13 protein-coding genes are annotated in these 18,600 nt (G+C 46.7%); 11 read left to right on the top strand and 2 right to left on the bottom strand.

From position 1 onward, the window contains the following. Positions 1-181: 181 nt before the first annotated feature. Together A6A26_RS17775 and A6A26_RS17770 are read left to right on the top strand one after the other, a co-directional pair. Positions 182-3,865 carry a glycosyltransferase gene (locus A6A26_RS17775; protein WP_063879961.1) on the top strand — a complete coding sequence of 1,228 codons (3,684 nt, stop codon included), beginning with the start codon at positions 182-184 and terminating at the stop codon, positions 3,863-3,865. A gap of 93 nt (positions 3,866-3,958) precedes the next feature. Continuing rightward, positions 3,959-7,276 (top strand): glycosyltransferase family A protein, encoded by a 3,318-nt coding sequence (locus A6A26_RS17770; RefSeq protein ID WP_063879960.1) that lies wholly within the window; start codon positions 3,959-3,961, stop codon positions 7,274-7,276. Between the two features lie 139 nt (positions 7,277-7,415). Here the strand turns inward: A6A26_RS17770 and rfbD are convergent, their stop codons facing one another. After that, a complete protein-coding gene (gene rfbD, locus A6A26_RS17765) occupies positions 7,416-8,261 on the bottom strand; it encodes a dTDP-4-dehydrorhamnose reductase (RefSeq protein WP_063879959.1) in 846 nt (281 codons plus the stop codon). 585 nt (positions 8,262-8,846) lie between these two features. Between rfbD and A6A26_RS17760 the strand changes: the two genes are divergently transcribed. The 8 genes from A6A26_RS17760 to A6A26_RS17725 all read left to right on the top strand — a co-directional run bounded on the left by A6A26_RS17760 (position 8,847) and on the right by A6A26_RS17725 (position 16,115). Beyond that, positions 8,847-9,812: an HNH endonuclease signature motif containing protein gene (locus tag A6A26_RS17760; RefSeq protein WP_063879958.1), complete on the top strand. Its 966-nt coding sequence runs from the start codon at positions 8,847-8,849 to the stop codon at positions 9,810-9,812. Positions 9,813-9,955: 143 nt separating this feature from the next. Further along, the gene (locus A6A26_RS17755; protein ID WP_063879957.1) at positions 9,956-10,678 is read left to right on the top strand and encodes an RNA polymerase sigma factor FliA; all 723 of its coding nucleotides are present in this window, start codon (positions 9,956-9,958) and stop codon (positions 10,676-10,678) included. 51 nt (positions 10,679-10,729) lie between these two features. Further along, positions 10,730-11,233, top strand: coding sequence for a flagella biosynthesis regulatory protein FliZ (fliZ, locus tag A6A26_RS17750; protein ID WP_063879956.1), 504 nt, complete (start codon positions 10,730-10,732; stop codon positions 11,231-11,233). A 222-nt stretch (positions 11,234-11,455) separates the two neighbouring features. After that, on the top strand, positions 11,456-12,442 hold the full coding sequence (locus A6A26_RS17745; protein ID WP_063879955.1) for a D-cysteine desulfhydrase: 987 nt from the start codon (positions 11,456-11,458) through the stop codon (positions 12,440-12,442). Positions 12,443-12,575: 133 nt separating this feature from the next. After that, complete coding sequence (gene tcyJ / locus A6A26_RS17740) at positions 12,576-13,376, top strand: cystine ABC transporter substrate-binding protein (protein WP_063879954.1); 801 nt, start codon at positions 12,576-12,578, stop codon at positions 13,374-13,376. Further along, positions 13,376-14,044, top strand: a complete 669-nt coding sequence (gene tcyL, locus A6A26_RS17735) for a cystine ABC transporter permease (protein ID WP_063879953.1) — start codon at positions 13,376-13,378, stop codon at positions 14,042-14,044. Before tcyJ ends, tcyL begins: the two co-directional genes overlap by 1 nt. After that, on the top strand, positions 14,041-14,793 hold the full coding sequence (gene tcyN / locus A6A26_RS17730) for an L-cystine ABC transporter ATP-binding protein TcyN (RefSeq protein WP_063879952.1): 753 nt from the start codon (positions 14,041-14,043) through the stop codon (positions 14,791-14,793). The genes tcyL and tcyN overlap by 4 nt, the downstream gene beginning before the upstream one ends. A gap of 236 nt (positions 14,794-15,029) precedes the next feature. After that, positions 15,030-16,115 (top strand): acyltransferase family protein, encoded by a 1,086-nt coding sequence (locus tag A6A26_RS17725; RefSeq protein ID WP_063879951.1) that lies wholly within the window; start codon positions 15,030-15,032, stop codon positions 16,113-16,115. 38 nt (positions 16,116-16,153) lie between these two features. Here A6A26_RS17725 and A6A26_RS17720 read toward each other — a convergent pair whose 3' ends face one another. Continuing rightward, positions 16,154-16,762 carry an NUDIX domain-containing protein gene (locus A6A26_RS17720; protein ID WP_063879950.1) on the bottom strand — a complete coding sequence of 203 codons (609 nt, stop codon included), beginning with the start codon at positions 16,760-16,762 and terminating at the stop codon, positions 16,154-16,156. A 713-nt stretch (positions 16,763-17,475) separates the two neighbouring features. Between A6A26_RS17720 and A6A26_RS17715 the strand changes: the two genes are divergently transcribed. Next, positions 17,476-18,555 (top strand): acyltransferase family protein, encoded by a 1,080-nt coding sequence (locus tag A6A26_RS17715; RefSeq protein WP_063879949.1) that lies wholly within the window; start codon positions 17,476-17,478, stop codon positions 18,553-18,555. Positions 18,556-18,600 lie beyond the last annotated feature (45 nt).

The following is an 18,600-nucleotide window of genomic DNA, read 5'->3' as shown; positions in this document are numbered from 1 at the left end:
ACCACGTATGACTAAAAACGCCTCAAATGTGAGGGCGTTTTTATTTAATCGATATAATTGCGCCGATTTATGGTAGCTATTTCCTCCCTTGATTCGCCTCTAACCGTAACACAATAGTCTGATATGAGTGCCACAGTTGCGCTCTGATTAGTACTGACGCGTTACAATAAGAGGGATACAAATGGGCAGGCTTTTAATTAGCATCGATAAATTCGAGCGTTTCACCATGTCCGTAAGCGAATCGCTTGATGTTATCGATGTCTTTCTTTCTATGGGATGGCAGGTTGATGTCGTAACCAGTTCTCATGGTAAAGCACTGTCATTCGAACTCGAACGACTTCGTCAACATCAGGCATTCCGCATCATTAGTGATAAACAAGGCGAAATTACAAAGAGTTACCATCTGATATGGATATATCGTGGCTTTGTATCAGAAAAGCTTTTGTCACTTCTAAGTGACTTAACTTGCACTACGCCAGTCATATTCCGCCATTTTTATGATTACAATGATGTTTATATGCCTTGGGGCGCAGAACTCGAGAACCAACTTGCATCTGTGTCATTAAGCTTATCCCCCGTAATTTCTGAACGACTGATACAAAATGGCCTGCTGGAAAAAAATCTACACCTTTTACCCTACACCGCATCAGCGGAATTCAGTTTTTCTCGCTCATTGCGATCTCGAACTGAGATAAAGAAAATTCTCTACTTTGCTCCTGACATTTCTGCAGAAATGTATGAATTACAGCAGCAACTCAAATCACTATCGGTATCGATGGAATGGTTTGACTGCAGCAATCCGGTCAGTCGTATCTATGCAGACTGGCTGGATACCTATGATGTCATCATCGGTAGTGATGAGATAGTGCCCAAGGCGCTGATGCTAGGCATCCCTGTTTTCCTTGCCTCAACAAATTATGTAGAGGGCTATCTTGGTGAACACAATATCAATGAATTTGAATCGTCTCATTTTAATGTCCTTAATTTACGCTTTTGTCCAGATACTGATGAGTGGATTGAACTGCTCAAGAAAGGTTTCGACGCAGCTAAAAGTTGGACACTAGAAAACCAGTCAGAATTTCAAAAAAAATGGCAGCTTGCCCCGGCCATTCAGGCGCTCTTATCCATCCCGATGGAAGCACGCTGCTGGAAGATGAGTGAAAGTTCTCGACATGCTTTACGATTTCACAGCCAGTCTGTTTTGTCCTGGGTAGATAAAACGTACTCTATTGAACAGTGGCTAAAAGAGCGATGCATTACTAATGCACGTCGTCAGGCGTTACTCTCATTTATAGCCTCTGTGCCCGAGAGTGGCGATATAGCCGTAGTTATTATTGATGGAAAAGGCGATAGTCAGGCTTGTATTCGATCTTTAAATGCTATCAAAAAACAAACATTAGCTCCAGCGCTCATAGATCTCATCAGCGTTATCGACATTGACCTGGAAGAAGGGCGTATTGAACGTTGCAAAACCTCTTTGGTTGATGAGGTGAACGTAATAATTAATAAAGAAGGACACGCAGCAATATTATTGGTTATGGCTGGCGATGAACTATTGTCAGATGCTCTTCTGCTATTGGCTGAACAACGATTGCGTCATCCAAATCGATTTTTTTGGTATGGCGATGAAACCTATAATGATGCGATGAATGAGCCGGGTGTTGTGTTGCGTCCCGCCCCTAACATTGATTTGCTTCGCTGTACGCCATATGTCGGTCGAACCGTGTTATTTGATCGTCTCAAGGCAAGTAAACTGGGTGGTATGTCTGACATCAGTGTTGGCATGGGAATCTATGAACTCATGTGGCGCGCTGTTGAGCAGCAAGGCACGGAGGCAATAGGACATCTTGCCGAGGTTATTGTCAAAACAGATGAGTCTAATCGCTTTTGGTACGAAAATGAGGTGTCAACTCTTTCATATCAGAATGTTGTCAAGGCCCACCTGGATCGTCTTGGTGTACCTGCTGTAATTGAAAAGGGCAAAAACGCGGGCTTTTCACGTGTAAGGTATCACTGGGAACAACGTCCTTTAGTATCAATAATTATCCCCACTCGTGACCATTTGACGCTACTGCGAGCTTGTATTGATTCGCTAATGGAAAAAACACGCTATCCCCATTACGAATTATTGATCGTGGATAATTTATCGACTGATCCTCAGGCCTGTGAATTTTTAGCGGAGTTGGAAGGGCTAAAATTAGAACAAATTAAATTATTGCGCTTTGACTCACCCTTCAATTTCGCTGCAATGAATAATAGGGCTGCAGAACGTGCAAACGGGGAAGTTCTGCTATTTCTCAATAATGACTGTCAGATTATTGAAGCTGACTGGCTTGATGCTCTAATTGAACATGCACTTCGCCCAGAAATTGCGCTTGTCGGGGCAAGGCTTGAGTATCACGATGGCCGAATCCAACATGGTGGTTATCTCCTCGGCACACAAAATGGCGTCGATAATCCCTGGGATGGGGCTGACGGTGAAGCCAAAGGATTTCAACGTTATTTACAGACCGAGCATAACCTTGGCGCCGTCAGTGCTGCATGCATGATGGTGCGAAAAGACGTTTTCTTCAATCTTAATGGCTTTGACGAACAAAACTATCCTCTCTACTTTGCTGATGTTGATTTAGGGCTACGTGCGCAGCAACAAGGCTACCTGAATGTATGGACTCCATGGGCGCGTGTTCGCCACATGGGCGGGGCAACGAGGCTAATGACAGAGAAGTTTCATATTCAGGAAAGGCCGCTCCTGCAAGATTACATCATGCTTCGAAGCCAGTGGCGCTCCGACCTTTTAAACGATCCCTGCTATCATTCTCACATGCAGCGCATGGGAAAAGCCTTTACGTTGGGTCCGGGAACAGCGCGTTTTCAGCAACCCCTACCTGGCCGTCCATTGCCTGTCGTTTTGGCTCATCATGTAGATTGGCAGGGGTGTGGAAACCACAGAATTTTGCAGCCTTTTAAAGCCATGGAAAGTCATTTTATGATAGAAGGGGGCATGACACAGGATATTCCCGGTGTCATGGAAGTGGCGCAATTACAGCCTGATGTCATTTTACTGGAGTCACTTAGCGGTAGCCGTTTTCCTTCAATAATGAGTCAGTACCGGGACGTTTGTGATGCAAAAATTGTTGTTGAGTATGACGATTACTTACTAAACGTCCCACTAAAAAATGGAAATCGTAATCATTTTCCCCAGCACATTATAAAAAATCTTCGACGTGTGATGGAGTGTGCTGACTGGGTTGTTGTTTCGACTGCACCACTTGCAGATGCCTACAGTCGCTTTCATTCGGATATTCGAATCGCTCAAAACAGGCTTGCAGAAAAACAGTGGGGGCATTTGCTTAGTCAACGAGGAATGGGTAAAAAAATTCGCGTCGGATGGGCGGGCGGGGGAACGCATGCCGGTGATTTAGAGATTCTGTTGCCTCTAATAAAAGCAATGGAGGATAAAGTGGAATGGGTCTTCATGGGAATGAAACCGCGAGGAGTGCAATGCGAATTTCATCCAGGCGTTCCATTTAATATGTACCCAGAAAAACTGGCGAGCCTGAATCTTGATCTTGCTTTAGTCCCCTTGACAATAAACCATTTTAACGAGTGCAAAAGCAATTTACGTCTGCTTGAGATTGGCACGTGTGGTGTTCCAATTATTGCAACAGATATAGCACCTTATCGCTGCGGCTTGCCTGTAACGCTGGTCGAAAATCGTTTTAAAGACTGGATGGCAGCAATCAATGCTCATCTGCATGATATGGAAACAACTTACCGCTTAGGCGATCAACTAAGAGAATCAATTCATAACGAATGGTACTTACGCGGTAATGGCCTTCACGACTGGAAAGAGGCATGGAGCTAAATTTAATGAGCGTTAAAGTAAGCAGAAATGATGATGCCGCATTCACAGGATGCAAATTTATATATCTGAATTTGGGATAAAGGAAATAACACCATGACATTAACGCACCCTTACTACATACTTTCTCCTGATTACAGAGAGTCGTCAGGCGGCATCCAGGTACTGCACAAACTATGCCATCGGATTAATTCTGAGGGGGGGGAAGCCTATATGGTAGGTTGTCAATTGACAAACCCCCGTTGGAATACGCCACTCCTTGATGAAGCGTCTTATGCACGGCATGTTAATGAGAACTGTCCCGGGATCGCTGTATATCCAGAAATACAATCAGGTAATCCTCTTCAGGCCGAAGTTGTAGTGCGTTACATGTTGAATCATGAAGCTTTACTTAACGGAAATAAGATGGATGAGGGCGTTGAGGATTTCATTTTCTGGTACAGTTCTCAATTAATAGTGAATGAAATAAATGTCGATTTTTTGACCTTAGTAGGCCCTGATAAAGAACTTTTCTTTGATGATGGTAGAGAGAAAACACTAAATTTATTATATCTAAACAGGGTTCCTGAAAGCGCTATAAACTTTAGTGAACTTCCTGACGATATCGAAATAATCTCTATTCAAAACCCACTGCCATTAGATGAACTTGCTAATAAATTACGACAGGCTAAGGTTTTTTATACCTATGAGTGGTCAGGGACCTGCAATTTAGCGGCTATGTGCGGGGCTCCTGTCGTTGCAAAAATAGCAAAAGGATACGAGAAATTAGCAATTGGTAACGCTGCGATAGTTGATATGGGTGGTGGTGGTGTTGCCTGGGCTGATGATTCGAACAGTCTGGAAAAAGCGCGAAGTGAGTTATATAAAGTTCATCTGCATATAAAAAAATTTGATGATGAATTCATTGCTCAACTCAATGTTTTTTTTGAAAAAACACAGCGTAGGGCACAAGAAAAATCTGCTTTACGTATTTATGATGAAGTGAGTTGGTTAAAAAATATTCATCAACACTACAATGATAGTCAGATTTCACAAGATCTGATAAGCCAGAAAATTAATTTTCTGGTAATTGTTGATGATAATGCTGAGTGGAAAGGTCCGGATAATAAAAGCCTGGGTTTGAATAAGTTGCAAAATATTGATGTGGGTTTTGTGAATGCGCAAAATGAGTTTAGTGGAAAGTTAGAGGATTACTTTGCTTTTCCTGACGCAACTACTTTCATAATGCATGATACTGACATGCTGCACACTAACATGTTTTTATCTGCACTTTCTGTATTCAATGAAAGTGTAGCAGAAATTGGTATGTTTGATAAGAGCTACCGTTTTCCATCCGGAGAAAACGCCCCCTTTTTTTCACCCGGTATTAATCCTGATTTGATTTTGCAAATGCCAGGATTAATGGGAAAGCATTTTTTGCTTCGTAATGGCAAACTTTTGGAACGTTTTCTTGAACCCGGAACAATTTTTGCTGACGCAGAACTACGCTTTTTATCTGTCTTAATCAGACTTAATCTAACGTCAAGCATGATACATATTCCGCTCGCGATTGTTTGTGCTCAAACAAATAGTGTTGAGGTTACAGAATCAAATTTGGCGACGATAAAAAAACACTATCATGAATCAGGTAGTAAAAATTTTAGTGTCGTGAAAAATAATTTTGCGACTGTTAAAATGATGGATGAACAATGCTGTGTGGATAAATATACTATTATTGTTTATGGATACAATAATCTTGATAGCTTGCAGAAAACGATTCTTTCATGCCTGGAAACACTTGATGGCATCGATTATCAATTCATCGTTATTCATGAAGACAAGACTTATCCAGAGTGTGATTTATGGTTAAATAATTTAATCGAAGTAGATTCAGCAAGGTTCAAAATTCATAAGTCGAAAAATGATATTGCCATTTCCGAAAAAATAAATTTGGTTATTTCTGAATGTGAGACTGAGCATTTTCTCCTGGTCAGTGCAGGCGTGATTTTTTGTAATAATGGGTGGCCTCGGACAATGCTTAAACACTTGAAGCGTGACACTATCGCTGCAGTGGGTGGGAAATTGACGTTAGAAAATAACCTTATTTATAGTGCTGGTCAGGAAATTATATCGCATGTAGGAATTTACAATCAGGGATATGGTGAAGCGCTTTCTGCTCAGGGCCCCTGGATGAAGTTGATCGTTGATCGTAATGTTTCGAGTTTGAATGCGGCCTGTATTTTGTTTAAAACCCGTAGTTTCATTATGGCAGGCAAACTCGACGCACGCTTTCAACTGTTACAATCGGCTGTGAGTCATCTTTTAATGTGTTTCTGTCAGCATGGTCTTTTTAATGTGGTGGCTCATGAGGCAGTAATGACATACGAAGGAAATGATATAGCAAAGGTCATCCACCTTCCGCATCAGGACAGTGCGCTAATTGATGAAACATTCTTTCTGGCTGAGGGTGTCGATCCTTTTGCTTGTAAAGCTTATAACTTCCACGATGATCATTACAGACTTGAAAAAAATCTCTCTCTCTACCCTCTGCGACTTCATCGTAAAGGCGTTGTTTATCTCGATACGGTTAATAACACTGAGACCCAACTCCGCGGGGATACGTTATCTCGTGCGTTTTCATCACAGGGTATAAATGGATTCGCCTCAGTTAGTAATGGATTGACTGCTAATGAAATTGCAAGTCTCGGTGCATGCTATTTCATTTATAACGATATTATGGCTCCAGAGTTGATAAAACATCTCTCGCTAAAAAAACAGAAGCAAGCAGGATTTGTTATATTGGATGCAACAGTATTCTACGATTACAGTAAACATAATCTATTAAATCTAAAAGAAATCATCTGCAAGCTTGATATGGTTATTGTACGTAACATTGAAGCCGAACAGTTCTTCTCTACAATGAACGAAAACGTGATTAATATTCCTGATGATGTTGTAATTGAGTCTTTACTTACAGAAAAAACAATACATAACAAGCCTAGGGTTGCCCTTGCTTTACATTCACTTCGAGAGAGTGATTGGCGTTTTTTATTACCTGTTATTCAGCACTATTCTGAGAGAATTGACTGGATTATTTATGGTGAATGCCCCGCGGAACTTAAACCAAATATTAAAGAATATCACCGGAAAGTCGTAAAAAAAGACTTCTTTGGCACGCTCTTGCACCTCAATGCTGATTTAGCATTAGCACCACTCGAAAGAGGGAATTTTAACAGACATAAGGGTGCCTTTGATGTATTAGCCTGGCAGGCTTTGGGTGTACCATGTTTTGCCAGTGATGTTATGCAATACGATTCTCTGACAGGGATTAAAGTTATCAAAAACAAAGCGTCTGAATGGAAATATGCTCTGCAAAAATATCTGGAGCAAGCCGATATTCTTAAAAGTGAAGCGATGATTTTTAATCAAGAATAGTGTTTTTTTAAATGCGAATTTAATTCAAGGGATTTGATGTCAGGTTGTTTTTAATATTCAAATTCGCATCGGATATGTACAGGTGTTGGATATCTCCAGTTTTCAAGCCTGTCATGTTATGCAGGCTTGACTGGTCATACTAACAATAGGCAGGAGTTGGAACAACAAGGCGAAGCGCAGCTTCCCAATTTGATGGGGAAATACCAAGATCACGAATTTTATCGCAACTCAGAACACTGTTCGTTGGTCTTAAGGCATTGGTAGGATAACTACCGCTATCAATGCCTTTTACAATTACGTCGTATTGGGCAATGATGAAGATGGTTTGAGCAAATTCACACCAGCTAACTTTTTGGTCGCCACAAAAATGATAAATTCCCTGACTTTCAACGCGCTCGGCAAGTTTTATCATTGCCAGTGCCACATCTCCGCCATAAGTTGGGCAGCCAAACTGATCATTAACGACTTTAATTTCGCCGTGCGATTTAGCCAGTTTTAATATCCTTTGGACAAAGTTGTCACCATATTCACTAAATATCCATGAAGCCCGCAAAATTACAGCATTAGGTAAAATATTTAATATGCGAGTTTCACCTTCCCACTTACTTAAACCATAGAAATTAATAGGGCAGGGTGAGTCATCTTCATTATAAGGCGTTTTTTTTCTGCCATCGAATACGTAGTCTGTAGAGATATGGATAAGGCGTGAACCATATTGTCTGGCAACAAGTGCAATATTTTCGGCGCCAAGCGCATTTATTTTCATCGCTCTGACGCGGTCGGTTTCAGCTTTGTCTACTGCTGTATAGGCCGCTGCATTCATTATCACATCAGGCCGGAATTTTTTTACAATCAGTTCAATTGCAGATCTTTTAGTAATATCAAGTTCCGCTGACCCACACGCCAGGGTAATCCAGTCTGTGGGAAAGCGATCCAGTATGCAGCGGCCCAGTTGACCATAAGCACCTGTTAGTAAAACGCGCATCAGAGCGACTCCTGCGGTAATGTTCCTTGATGATCATTTGCACACAGTATCAACAGCAGTACTGGCGATAGAAAAGTCACTTTGCGGTTATTCCTCATTTGGCAGGTGTGGTCCTTTAGGTAATTGTTTCAGCAAGGTTTCCTGGAAGCCCTGATCTCAGGCCATGCCCCTTAACTCTCTGGAAATTGTCACCCGTTCTACAATCAACCCATTTACGATGGGCATGTATGACGTCCCCGCTATTCACTTCCTCTAGAACCGGTCTGCGCTTGCAGAGTGATGATGAAAGAATACGAGCTTGCAAGTGAAACTAATGGCAAGAATAACCGATAAAAAAGCAGGTAAAGTAAAGGATAAGCTAAAGACGCAGCGCACAAGCGGAAAAAACACCCGGGCATCCGCGACGAAAATACCTGTTTTCTCGCGCAATAAGGCAAATGTGGCGTACTAAAACGGCAGGATTTTAATCCGGACAGGGAAATAATAAAAAAGTCATCGCAGCGTTACAGTTCATTACAACTATGCCGATAATCCCCTTCAGAATGACTCTCATTTTGATATAACTTTTCATGTTCTGGGGTGGTTATGCGCTTTAACTATGACCTGCTTCCGGGCGAACGCCTTTCTTTTGAAGAGATCGCCCGGCGTTATGCACAGCAATACCCTGATGAGAAAGAACTGACGGCGCGTGCGCTGCTGAGTCCTTCAACCAGCTATCGGACGTTAAAAATTCGTGCGGTCTTTGCTCAGGAAGAGAGTAACAGTCCTCTGGAAGACCTGTTGTTCATTGCTAACGACAATGAACGGAAAAACTATTTGCGCCGTTTTGAGTACTACCTTAAACAGCAGCAGCCTTTTCACTATTTTCGCCGTGGAAAAGAGGATGAGGATAATCGCTGGAAGGTGATAGGGAAAAGCTATGTCTATGCCATGGTCGATCCCCATTCTGCGCAGGCGCAAAACCTGATCAACAGCCGGGGTTATAAACTGGTTTTGATGCGTGAAGATGAAGAAGATGCCTGGTGGCAGCTGTTCAACGTGCAGTCTAACCCCTGTTTCCCGCAGTCTCGTCGCATCCAGTTTATTGTGGTACTGAGCACGCCCGAACACAAGATTCCGGCTGCAGTTATGCCTGGTACTGAAGTGGGGCGGCGAGTCAAAGCCAAAGTGTTGCAGAAAGCCAGCCAGTCAGAATTTATGGCGGCGGTAAAAGCGCGCTACGGTGCCTGTATTATTACCGGAACCAGCCTTCTCGACCCGCATCTGTGGCCGTGGGTTGAGGCCTGCCATATCGACACACGAGAAAACGATGAGGGTTTTCTGGCAGACAACAGTGTGGATAACGGGTTGTTCCTGCGCAGCGATTTACAGCGGCTTTTTGTCAACAAAATGATAAGCATTGATGGTGATTCCGGGCAGGTGCGTTTTCATGCGGATGAAAAAACGCGTGAAAGCATTGGTCCGTTTTATCAGGAGATGGAAGGGCAGGTTTGTGCACTGTGGGAAAACGTGCCATCCGCAACCCGCCAGCGTTTACTGTCATTACGTTAGTCTGTCTGTACAGAGCGGAACCTTCCGCTCTGAAACATCACAAATTTGAAATAACCTTGGTTTATCCCGCCTATTCAGCCAATCAAAAGCCCTACAGAATTGCATAATCATGCCGATAACTTCATTAACGCAGGGTAGTCAACGTGAACGATCTCTATACCGCCGATGGCGTGATGGACAAACATTCGCTCTGGCAGCGCTACGTCCCACTGGTACGTCATGAAGCACTGCGCTTACAGGTCCGCCTGCCAGCCAGTGTTGAACTTGACGACCTGCTTCAAGCCGGGGGCATTGGTCTGTTGAATGCGGTGGAGCGCTATGACGCGCTTCAGGGTACCGCCTTTACCACGTATGCAGTACAGCGCATTCGTGGGGCCATGCTTGATGAGCTTCGCAGCCGGGACTGGGCGCCGCGTAGCGTCAGACGAAATGCTCGCGAGGTAGCCGGGGCTATGCATCAGGTCGAACAGATGCTGGGTCGGGCCGCTTCTGAACAGGAAGTCGCGCAACAGTTGAATGTTTCGATAGAAGAGTACCGGCAGATTCTGTTGGATACCAACAACAGCCAGCTCTTTTCGTACGATGAGTATCGAGAAGAACACGGTGACAGTGCGGAACTGGTGACGGAAGGGCACGAAGAGGCCAATCCACTTCATCAGTTAATGGAAGGGAGTCTGCGTGAACGCGTCATTGAAGCGATCGAGGCGTTGCCCGAGCGCGAGAAGATGGTGCTGACACTGTACTACCAGGAAGAACTGAATCTGAAAGAGATTGGCGCGGTACTTGACGTGGGGGAATCCCGAGTCAGCCAACTGCACAGTCAGGCGATAAAACGCTTGCGTGCCCGACTTACGGGAGCGCGCTAGAAGGCTCAGTTCCTGGCGATCTATAAATAATAAGAAATCGGGGACTCAACAGTGGGAGCCAAAACCAAAGCCAGACCTTTAAGTCGTTATCTTAAAGACTACAAACACAGCCAAAACAATTGTTCACACTGTGGCAAAGTATTAGACCGTATGGCGCTGGTCTTTCGTGGCCAGATCATCAATAAAGAGGCCATCGCACGGATGGACCAAATGATTGATGAGCCGCTTTGGCTAAAACTGCAGCCAGAATTAACGGCACTTTGTCGTTTTTGCAGCGATATTTTTTGTAATACGCATCCTAATTATTTTGACATCATGGCCTTCAAACAATATCTGTTTGAACAGACTGAAATGAGCCCAAGCACCATTCGTGAATATGTGGTTCGCTTACGTCGGCTTGACGATATGTTGAAGGCCAGAAATTTTCCGGCTGAAAAACTCACAGGCAATAGCTGGCATCAATGCCTGGAAGAAGACTTACCCGATGCAGGTAATAACAATTATCGTATTGCGCTTCGTAAGTACGACCAGTTTTTGGGCTGGCAGCAACGTTAAGGGATCGGGTAAAAGTGTCAGGCAGGTTTTCCTCTGACATTCTGTCTCCCACCCCATTTTCCCCCTGTCCACAGGAGGAAAATGGGGAAGTTGTGTAACAGCCGGTGGATACTTGCCCGACCGCTTCTCCGTTCATCACCTGAGTTTGAATTCAGGATGATCCTTTCTGCATCTTCTGTAACACTGTAAAGATCACTGCTCTGTGCCCAACTGGAGGCCGCATTGTCTTTACATCTTATTCATCAGTTTCCCCGTATCGAACTTCTGGGCGCACCGACGCCGTTAGAATACCTGCCCCGATTATCAGACCATCTTGGCCGCGACATCTTTATCAAACGTGATGACGTGACGCCGCTGGCGATGGGCGGCAACAAGCTGCGTAAGCTGGAGTTTCTGGCCGCAGATGCCCTGCGTGAAGGCGCAGATGTGTTGCTGACTGCGGGTGCCATTCAGTCAAACCATGTGCGGCAGACGGCGGCGGTCGCCGCGAAACTGGGCCTGAAATGCGTAGCGTTACTGGAAAATCCGATTGCGACTCAGAGCGAAAACTACCTGACCAATGGTAATCGCCTGATGCTGGACCTGATGGATGTTGACGTGGTGATGGTCGATGCCCTGACCCATCCCGCTGCGCAGCTGGCGGAACAGGCGGAACGTCTGGAGGCGCAGGGTTTCCGGCCTTACGTGCTACCTGTGGGCGGCTCAAATGCACTGGGTGCGCTAGGTTACGTGGAATGTGCCCAGGAGATTGCGCACCAAAGTGAAGGCGTAGTGGATTTTGCGGCGGTGGTCGTGGCGTCAGGCAGCGCCGGGACCCATGCGGGCCTGGCCATAGGACTGGAGCAGCTCCTGCCAGAGACCGAGTTGGTTGGCGTAACCGTGTCGCGTAAAGTCAGTGAGCAATTGCCTAAGGTTGAAGAACTGCGTCAGGCGCTGGCGGCGCAGTTAGCCGTGCAGGCGCAGGCACCCATAACGCTGTGGGATGAGTATTTTTCTCCGCGCTATGGCGAGCCGAATGAAGAGGGCATGGCGGCGGTGAAAATGCTGGCCCGTCTTGAAGGCATTTTTCTTGATCCCGTTTATACCGGTAAAGCGATGGCCGGTCTTATTGATGGGATTAACCAGAATCGTTTTCGCCGTGAAGGCCCGTTGTTGTTTGTGCATACAGGCGGTGCACCGGCGTTATTTGCTTATCACCCTTCGGTCTGAGACGCAGCGCAAAAAAGGGTTATAATTCAGGCGTTATTTTGACGTCTTATGCGAAATAACGCCCATAATGACAGAGCGGCAAACCGTGTTTAGCCGCTTAACACCACACTGATAAATAATAAATGGGGTAAACATGGCTTTTTCACAGATTCGTCGCCAGCTGGTGACGGGAATGATGGCTGTTGCGCTGGTTGCAGGCGTCAGCGTTAAAACTTTTGCGGCGGAGAATTTACTGGCGCAGGTTAAAAGCAAAGGCGAGCTGCGTGTGGGCCTGGAAGGCACCTATCCCCCTTTCAGTTTTCAGGATGAAAAGGGCAAGCTGACGGGTTTTGAAGTGGAGTTCGCCCAGGAACTGGCGAAACACATGGGGGTGAAAGCCGAGCTTAAACCGACCAAGTGGGATGGTATGTTAGCCGCGTTAGATTCTAAACGTATTGATGTGGTGATCAATCAGGTCACGATCTCCGATGAGCGTAAAAAGAAGTATGACTTCTCTACGCCCTATACCATTTCAGGTGTGCAGGCGCTGACCTTGAAGAAAAACGCGGGCAGCATTACCAAACCAGAGGATCTGGCCGGTAAGAAAGTCGGTGTAGGCCTGGGGACGAACTACGAACAGTGGTTACGTGCCAACGTCAAAGGCGTGGATATCCGTACTTACGATGATGACCCAACCAAGTATCAGGATCTGCGTTCTGGTCGCGTTGATGCGATTCTGGTCGATCGTCTGGCAGCCCTGGATCTGGTGAAGAAAACCGGTGATACCATGGCGGTAGCCGGTCCGGCATTCTCTCGTCTGGAAGCCGGCGTGGCAATGCGCAAAGGCAATGAAGACTTGCTGAAAGCGATCGATCAGGCCATTGCGGACATGCAGAAAGACGGCTCACTTAAAAAGCTGTCAGAGAAATGGTTTGGCGCGGACGTAACGAAATAATGCAGGAAAGTTTACAACTGGTGCTGGATTCAGCACCTTTTTTACTTAAAGGCGCGTTGTTCACGCTACAGCTCAGTATCGGCGGGATGTTCTTTGGGTTGATACTGGGCTTTTTGCTGGCCCTGATGCGTTTATCGCGCTTCTGGCCGGTAAACTGGCTGGCGCGTATCTATGTGTCCATCTTTCGCGGCACGCCGCTCATCGCGCAGCTGTTTATGATCTACTACGGTCTGCCGCAGTTTGGCATTGAGCTGGACCCCATTCCGTCGGCGATGATTGGGTTATCGCTGAATATGGCGGCCTATGCATCGGAGTCGCTGCGTGGCGCAATTGCAGCGATTGAGCGTGGTCAGTGGGAAGCGGCTGCCAGTATCGGCATGACGCCGTGGCAAACCCTGCGTCGGGTTATTCTGCCACAGGCTGCCCGCACCGCGTTGCCACCCCTGGGAAACAGCTTTATCAGCCTGGTGAAAGATACGTCACTGGCCGCCACCATTCAGGTTCCTGAACTGTTTCGCCAGGCGCAATTGATTACCTCGCGTACCCTGGAAGTGTTCACTATGTACCTGGCGGCTTCGCTGATCTACTGGGTGATGGCCACCGTGCTGTCAGCATTGCAAAACCGTCTGGAAGCCCACGTTAACCGTCAGGATCAGGAGGCGAAATGAGTGCAATCGACGTTCGCCAGTTGGTGAAAAAGTTTAACGGACAAACGGTACTGCACGGCATTGACCTTGACGTCGCGCCCGGTGAAATCGTCGCCATCATCGGCCCCAGCGGCTCGGGCAAAACTACGCTGTTGCGCAGTATTAACCTGCTTGAAGTGCCTGACGCCGGTCGCATTAAAGTGGGGGATATCACCATTGATGCCAGCCAGGGCATCCACAAGCAGAAAGAGCAGGTGCGCCTGTTGCGCCAGCAGGTGGGCTTTGTCTTTCAAAACTTCAACCTGTTTCCCCATCGCTCGGTGCTGGAAAATATCATTGAAGGGCCGGTGATTGTAAAAGGTGAAGCAAAAGCGGACGCGATTGCCCGCGCGCGGAGCCTGCTTGAAAAAGTCGGGCTTCACGGTAAAGAAGACAGCTACCCAAGGCGTTTGTCCGGCGGTCAACAGCAGCGTGTTGCGATTGCCCGTGCGCTGGCAATGCGACCCGAAGTGATTTTGTTTGATGAGCCGACGTCTGCGCTGGACCCGGAGCTGGTGGGCGAGGTGCTGAACACTATCCGCGCGCTGGCGCAGGAAAAGCGCACTATGGTGATTGTCACGCATGAGATGAGTTTTGCCCGCGACGTCGCCGACCGCGCCATCTTTATGGATCAGGGACGCATCGTAGAACATGGACCGGCTAAAGCGCTGTTTAGCGATCCGCAGCAAGCGCGGACTCGACAATTTCTCGATAAATTTCTTAATCAATAAACGCCAACGCCGCCGGAAACAGGCGGCGTTTCTTGCCGTGCCTTCTGCTTTTATCCTCTCAGTTTCTTCTGAAAATTTACATTTAGTATTATTTTAATGGTTTGATTTTTATGGTTTTATACCGGATTGGCTTCTGCGCGAGTAACAGACTGTAACTTTTAAGAGCCGCCTGATTGAGACCTGCGTGAAAATATAAATAATTCTTCACAAATTCATCGCACGATCAGGACGAAATAATGAGTCAGGACAGAAAGGAAATCCTCTGGATTAATACCCTAAAAGGAGGATGCATCTTACTTGTGGTATTGCATCACTCCATCATCACCACGTTCGCACCTTCGCTCCCTCATCTGACTGCCGGTCTGTTCCCGGCTCACTGGTGGGTAGCATTTAATACCTGGCTTTCGCCCCTGCGGATGCCTGCATTTTTCTTTGTGTCCGGACTGCTGGCCGCCAATTCGGTCGTGAAGAAAAGCTGGAAAGCGGTCTTTACCAAGAAGTTCAGCAATATTGTCTACCTCTACCTGCTGTGGGGCGTGATTCAATGGCTGAGTATCCACTACATCTCAACCCATCTGGGCGAGCGGCTGTCGAGCAGTAAGAATGCCGCCTATGCTGATTCCCCGCTGGAGTTTATCAAGCTGTTAATGCTGTCGATGACCAGCCTGTGGTACTTGTATGCGCTGGCCGGATTCTTCCTGGTGACCAAGCTTTTTCATCGACAGAAAATAGTGCTGGTCGTATTCGCGATTGCGGCGAACTATGCGGCGCAGTTTAGCCTTATTCCCGGATGGGGACCGGCCAGCGTCGCGCAAAACTATCTCTATTTCTTACTGGGCGTCTTTTTCAGCGCGGCATTAATTGAGCTCAGCGGTCTGAAAGGTCGTCACTGGCTGTGGCTGGGCACAATAGCGCTGATCGGCATCCTTCATCATGCGGGCGGCATTTATAAAAATCCGTTTTACAGCCTGTTGACCATCGTCTTTGGCATTGTGCTGTGCCGTTTTCTTAACGCACATTTCAATATGGCCTGGTTGAATTACATCGGACGCAATACGCTGCAGATTTATGTCTTACACCGAATTTTTATCGAGTTAGTGGGGCTGAGCGCCATTTCCCTGGCGCTACATTATGGCTGGTTCGGCAATGCGGGCTTTAGCTGGGGTTGGGCGCTGTTGATGCCGTTAACCGGCGTGGCGGTGTGTACGTTGCTTTCGCTGTTGGTCTGGACGCTGTTGAACCGTGGACCCGGACGGATACTGTTTATCCACCCGCGTTTACTCAGTAAGCATCAGGCGGAAACGCAAACCTCATCATCCTGAATTCACGGGCCAGCTTACTGGCCCGTTTTTTGTCTACGTTAGTCTGGCGTGCAGATGCCTTTGATGACCAGATGCTGAATCAGAATAATGGTTTTCGCGTCAATGATGGTCCCCGCATCAATCATGGCAAGCGCCTCTTTAATCGGCACCTCAATCACCTTGATATCTTCGCCTTCGGCGGCAATACCCCCGCCCGCGTTTATTCGCATCTCACGGGTAAAAGGGGCGATAAAAAAGTGCAGACGCTCGGTAACGGAACCGGGGCTCATGAATATCTCGCCAATCTTAGTGACGTCATTCAGCTTGTATCCCGTTTCTTCTTCCGCTTCGCTTCTGATGGCCTGAATGGGGTCACGTGCGTCGAGCAAACCTGCACAGGCTTCAATCAGCTCAAAGTGATGACCGATCAAAAAAGCAGGCATGCGGAACTGACTGGTCAGGATGACCGTCCTGTCGTCGCGGTTGTAGAGCAGGATGGTCGCACCGTGACCGCGATCATAAGCTTCACGGGTAAAGCGCTGTTCTGTGCCATCGGTGCGCACATAGGTCATATCGTATTTGGTCAGGGTGCCCCAGTCGTTTGCCAGTATCTGCTGGTCGTTAACGGTAGCGGTAGTGGCAACGGGCGTAAAACGCGTCTGCTTCATGATGACATTCCATTTGTGAGTAAATCAGGAACAACCATTCAGACAGCGCGTGCCGAATGGAAAACTGAAAAATTAACCCTGAATCCGTAAAAGCCAAATGGCCTTTTTAGCCTGTCTGCGTTATTCCGCAGAGCATAAATAAACAAAAAGACGAATAAGCTATTAACGGCATTTATCCTCACGACCCGTGCGTCCTCTCTGTTATTCAGGTGATATCCGGACCTGAAATTACCCCAAAGGCGGCAGGAGAAAGGGCAACATGATTAATACGTTTCGACGTAGGGAAAAATGTTTTTCCGGTAAACTCTTTTACCTGGAGGACTGACTCACTCGCGATTGTCGGATGCATTGAAAACGCTCACCTGCACTTACGTTGAGTGGCCTGTCTTAAAGTACAGTTAACGTAATGGCAAAAATAGCGTTAAGCAAGTACCGACAGAGAAAATTCATAGTAAAGTCATATTCCATTGTGGATGGGCGATCCTGATTTACTCTGACGCTCAATGAATGTTACCGACGTCAAATTAAAGCCGGCATAAATGTCAAAGAATACCCTTTATTGTAAAGCTGGGTTCTAAACCGTTTCCGACAGATAACTTTAAGACTTTCGCTACATTCAGGTAACAGGACATACGGAATACTTTCCACATAACGATCATATGAGCAGCGCGAATTCGTTTTTTCTGGAATGACACCACGGCGGAAATTCCCTGATGAAGCACAATGAAAAAGAACACATTGCATGGATTAATACGCTCAAAGGCATCTGTATCCTGCTTGTTGTGCTGTACCATACGGTGTTGCCCGGCTTTGAAAATACGCTAAAAGACCTGAGCGCGGGCGTGTTTCCCGCAGAGATGTGGGGGCAGTTCAATAGATTATTATCCCCACTGCGTATGCCTGCTTTTTTCTTTGTTTCAGGTTTGTTGGCCAGCAATGCCATTATTAATCGCCCCTGGAAGCACATCACGACCAGCCGAATCACTAATTTGTTTTACCTGTACCTTGTATGGGGAGCCATTCAGTGGTGGTCAATCGTGGGGATTTCAACAGAAATCACCGGACAGCGTATTTCACAAAATCTTAATGCGGCCTATGCGGGATCGCTGGCGGAGTTTCTTACGCTGACATTTCTGGCGATGAGTACCTCATGGTACTTATATGGTTTAGCGATCTACTTCCTGTGCGCTAAACTTTTTCAGCGTTATAAGGTGCTATTGCTGGTCGCGGCAACGCTGCTCAATTACCTGGCTGTTGAAAAGGTGATCCCCTTCTGGGGGCCACAGAGTCTGGCGCAGTATTTTGTGTTCTTCATACTGGGGACGTTCTGGTGTACGCAGATGCTGCGTTTGAGCGAGTGGCGACGGGAAAATAGCTTGCCGTGGTTGTTGCTGGCGCTGGTGGCAGGTCTGCACGGCCTGTTCGGTGTGGATAAGCGCCTTTTCGTATCTGTCCTTGCCATCCTCATCAGTATTGCCGCCTGCCGTTGGTTAAATCAGATCAGCAGCATGGCCTGGCTCAACTGGATGGGGCGTCATACTTTACCCATTTACGTTCTCCATCGTATCTTTATTGAGTATTTCGGTATGACGGCCATTTTATTGGCACAGCGTCATCAGCTGTTTGAATTAGCGTGGTTTTCCTGGCTGTGGGCCAGCCTGTATCCGCTGGTGATTGTGGCCCTCTGCTCACTGTGTTCCATTGCCGTCTGGTCGCTGACGAATCGGGGAGCAGGGCGCGCGCTGTTTATCTTTCCAACCCTGATAAAACGGCCAGTTTACCCTGGCACCTGACCACGCGTTTGGGTCATAACGTCTGGCCGGGCGAGATATCAGCGG

Source organism: Pantoea sp. OXWO6B1 (assembly GCF_001641135.1).
GTDB classification, from domain to species: Bacteria; Pseudomonadota; Gammaproteobacteria; order Enterobacterales; family Enterobacteriaceae; genus Pantoea; species Pantoea allii.
The sequence above is the reverse complement of the archived record's forward strand: the minus strand, read 5'-3'. Positions and strand labels throughout refer to the sequence as shown.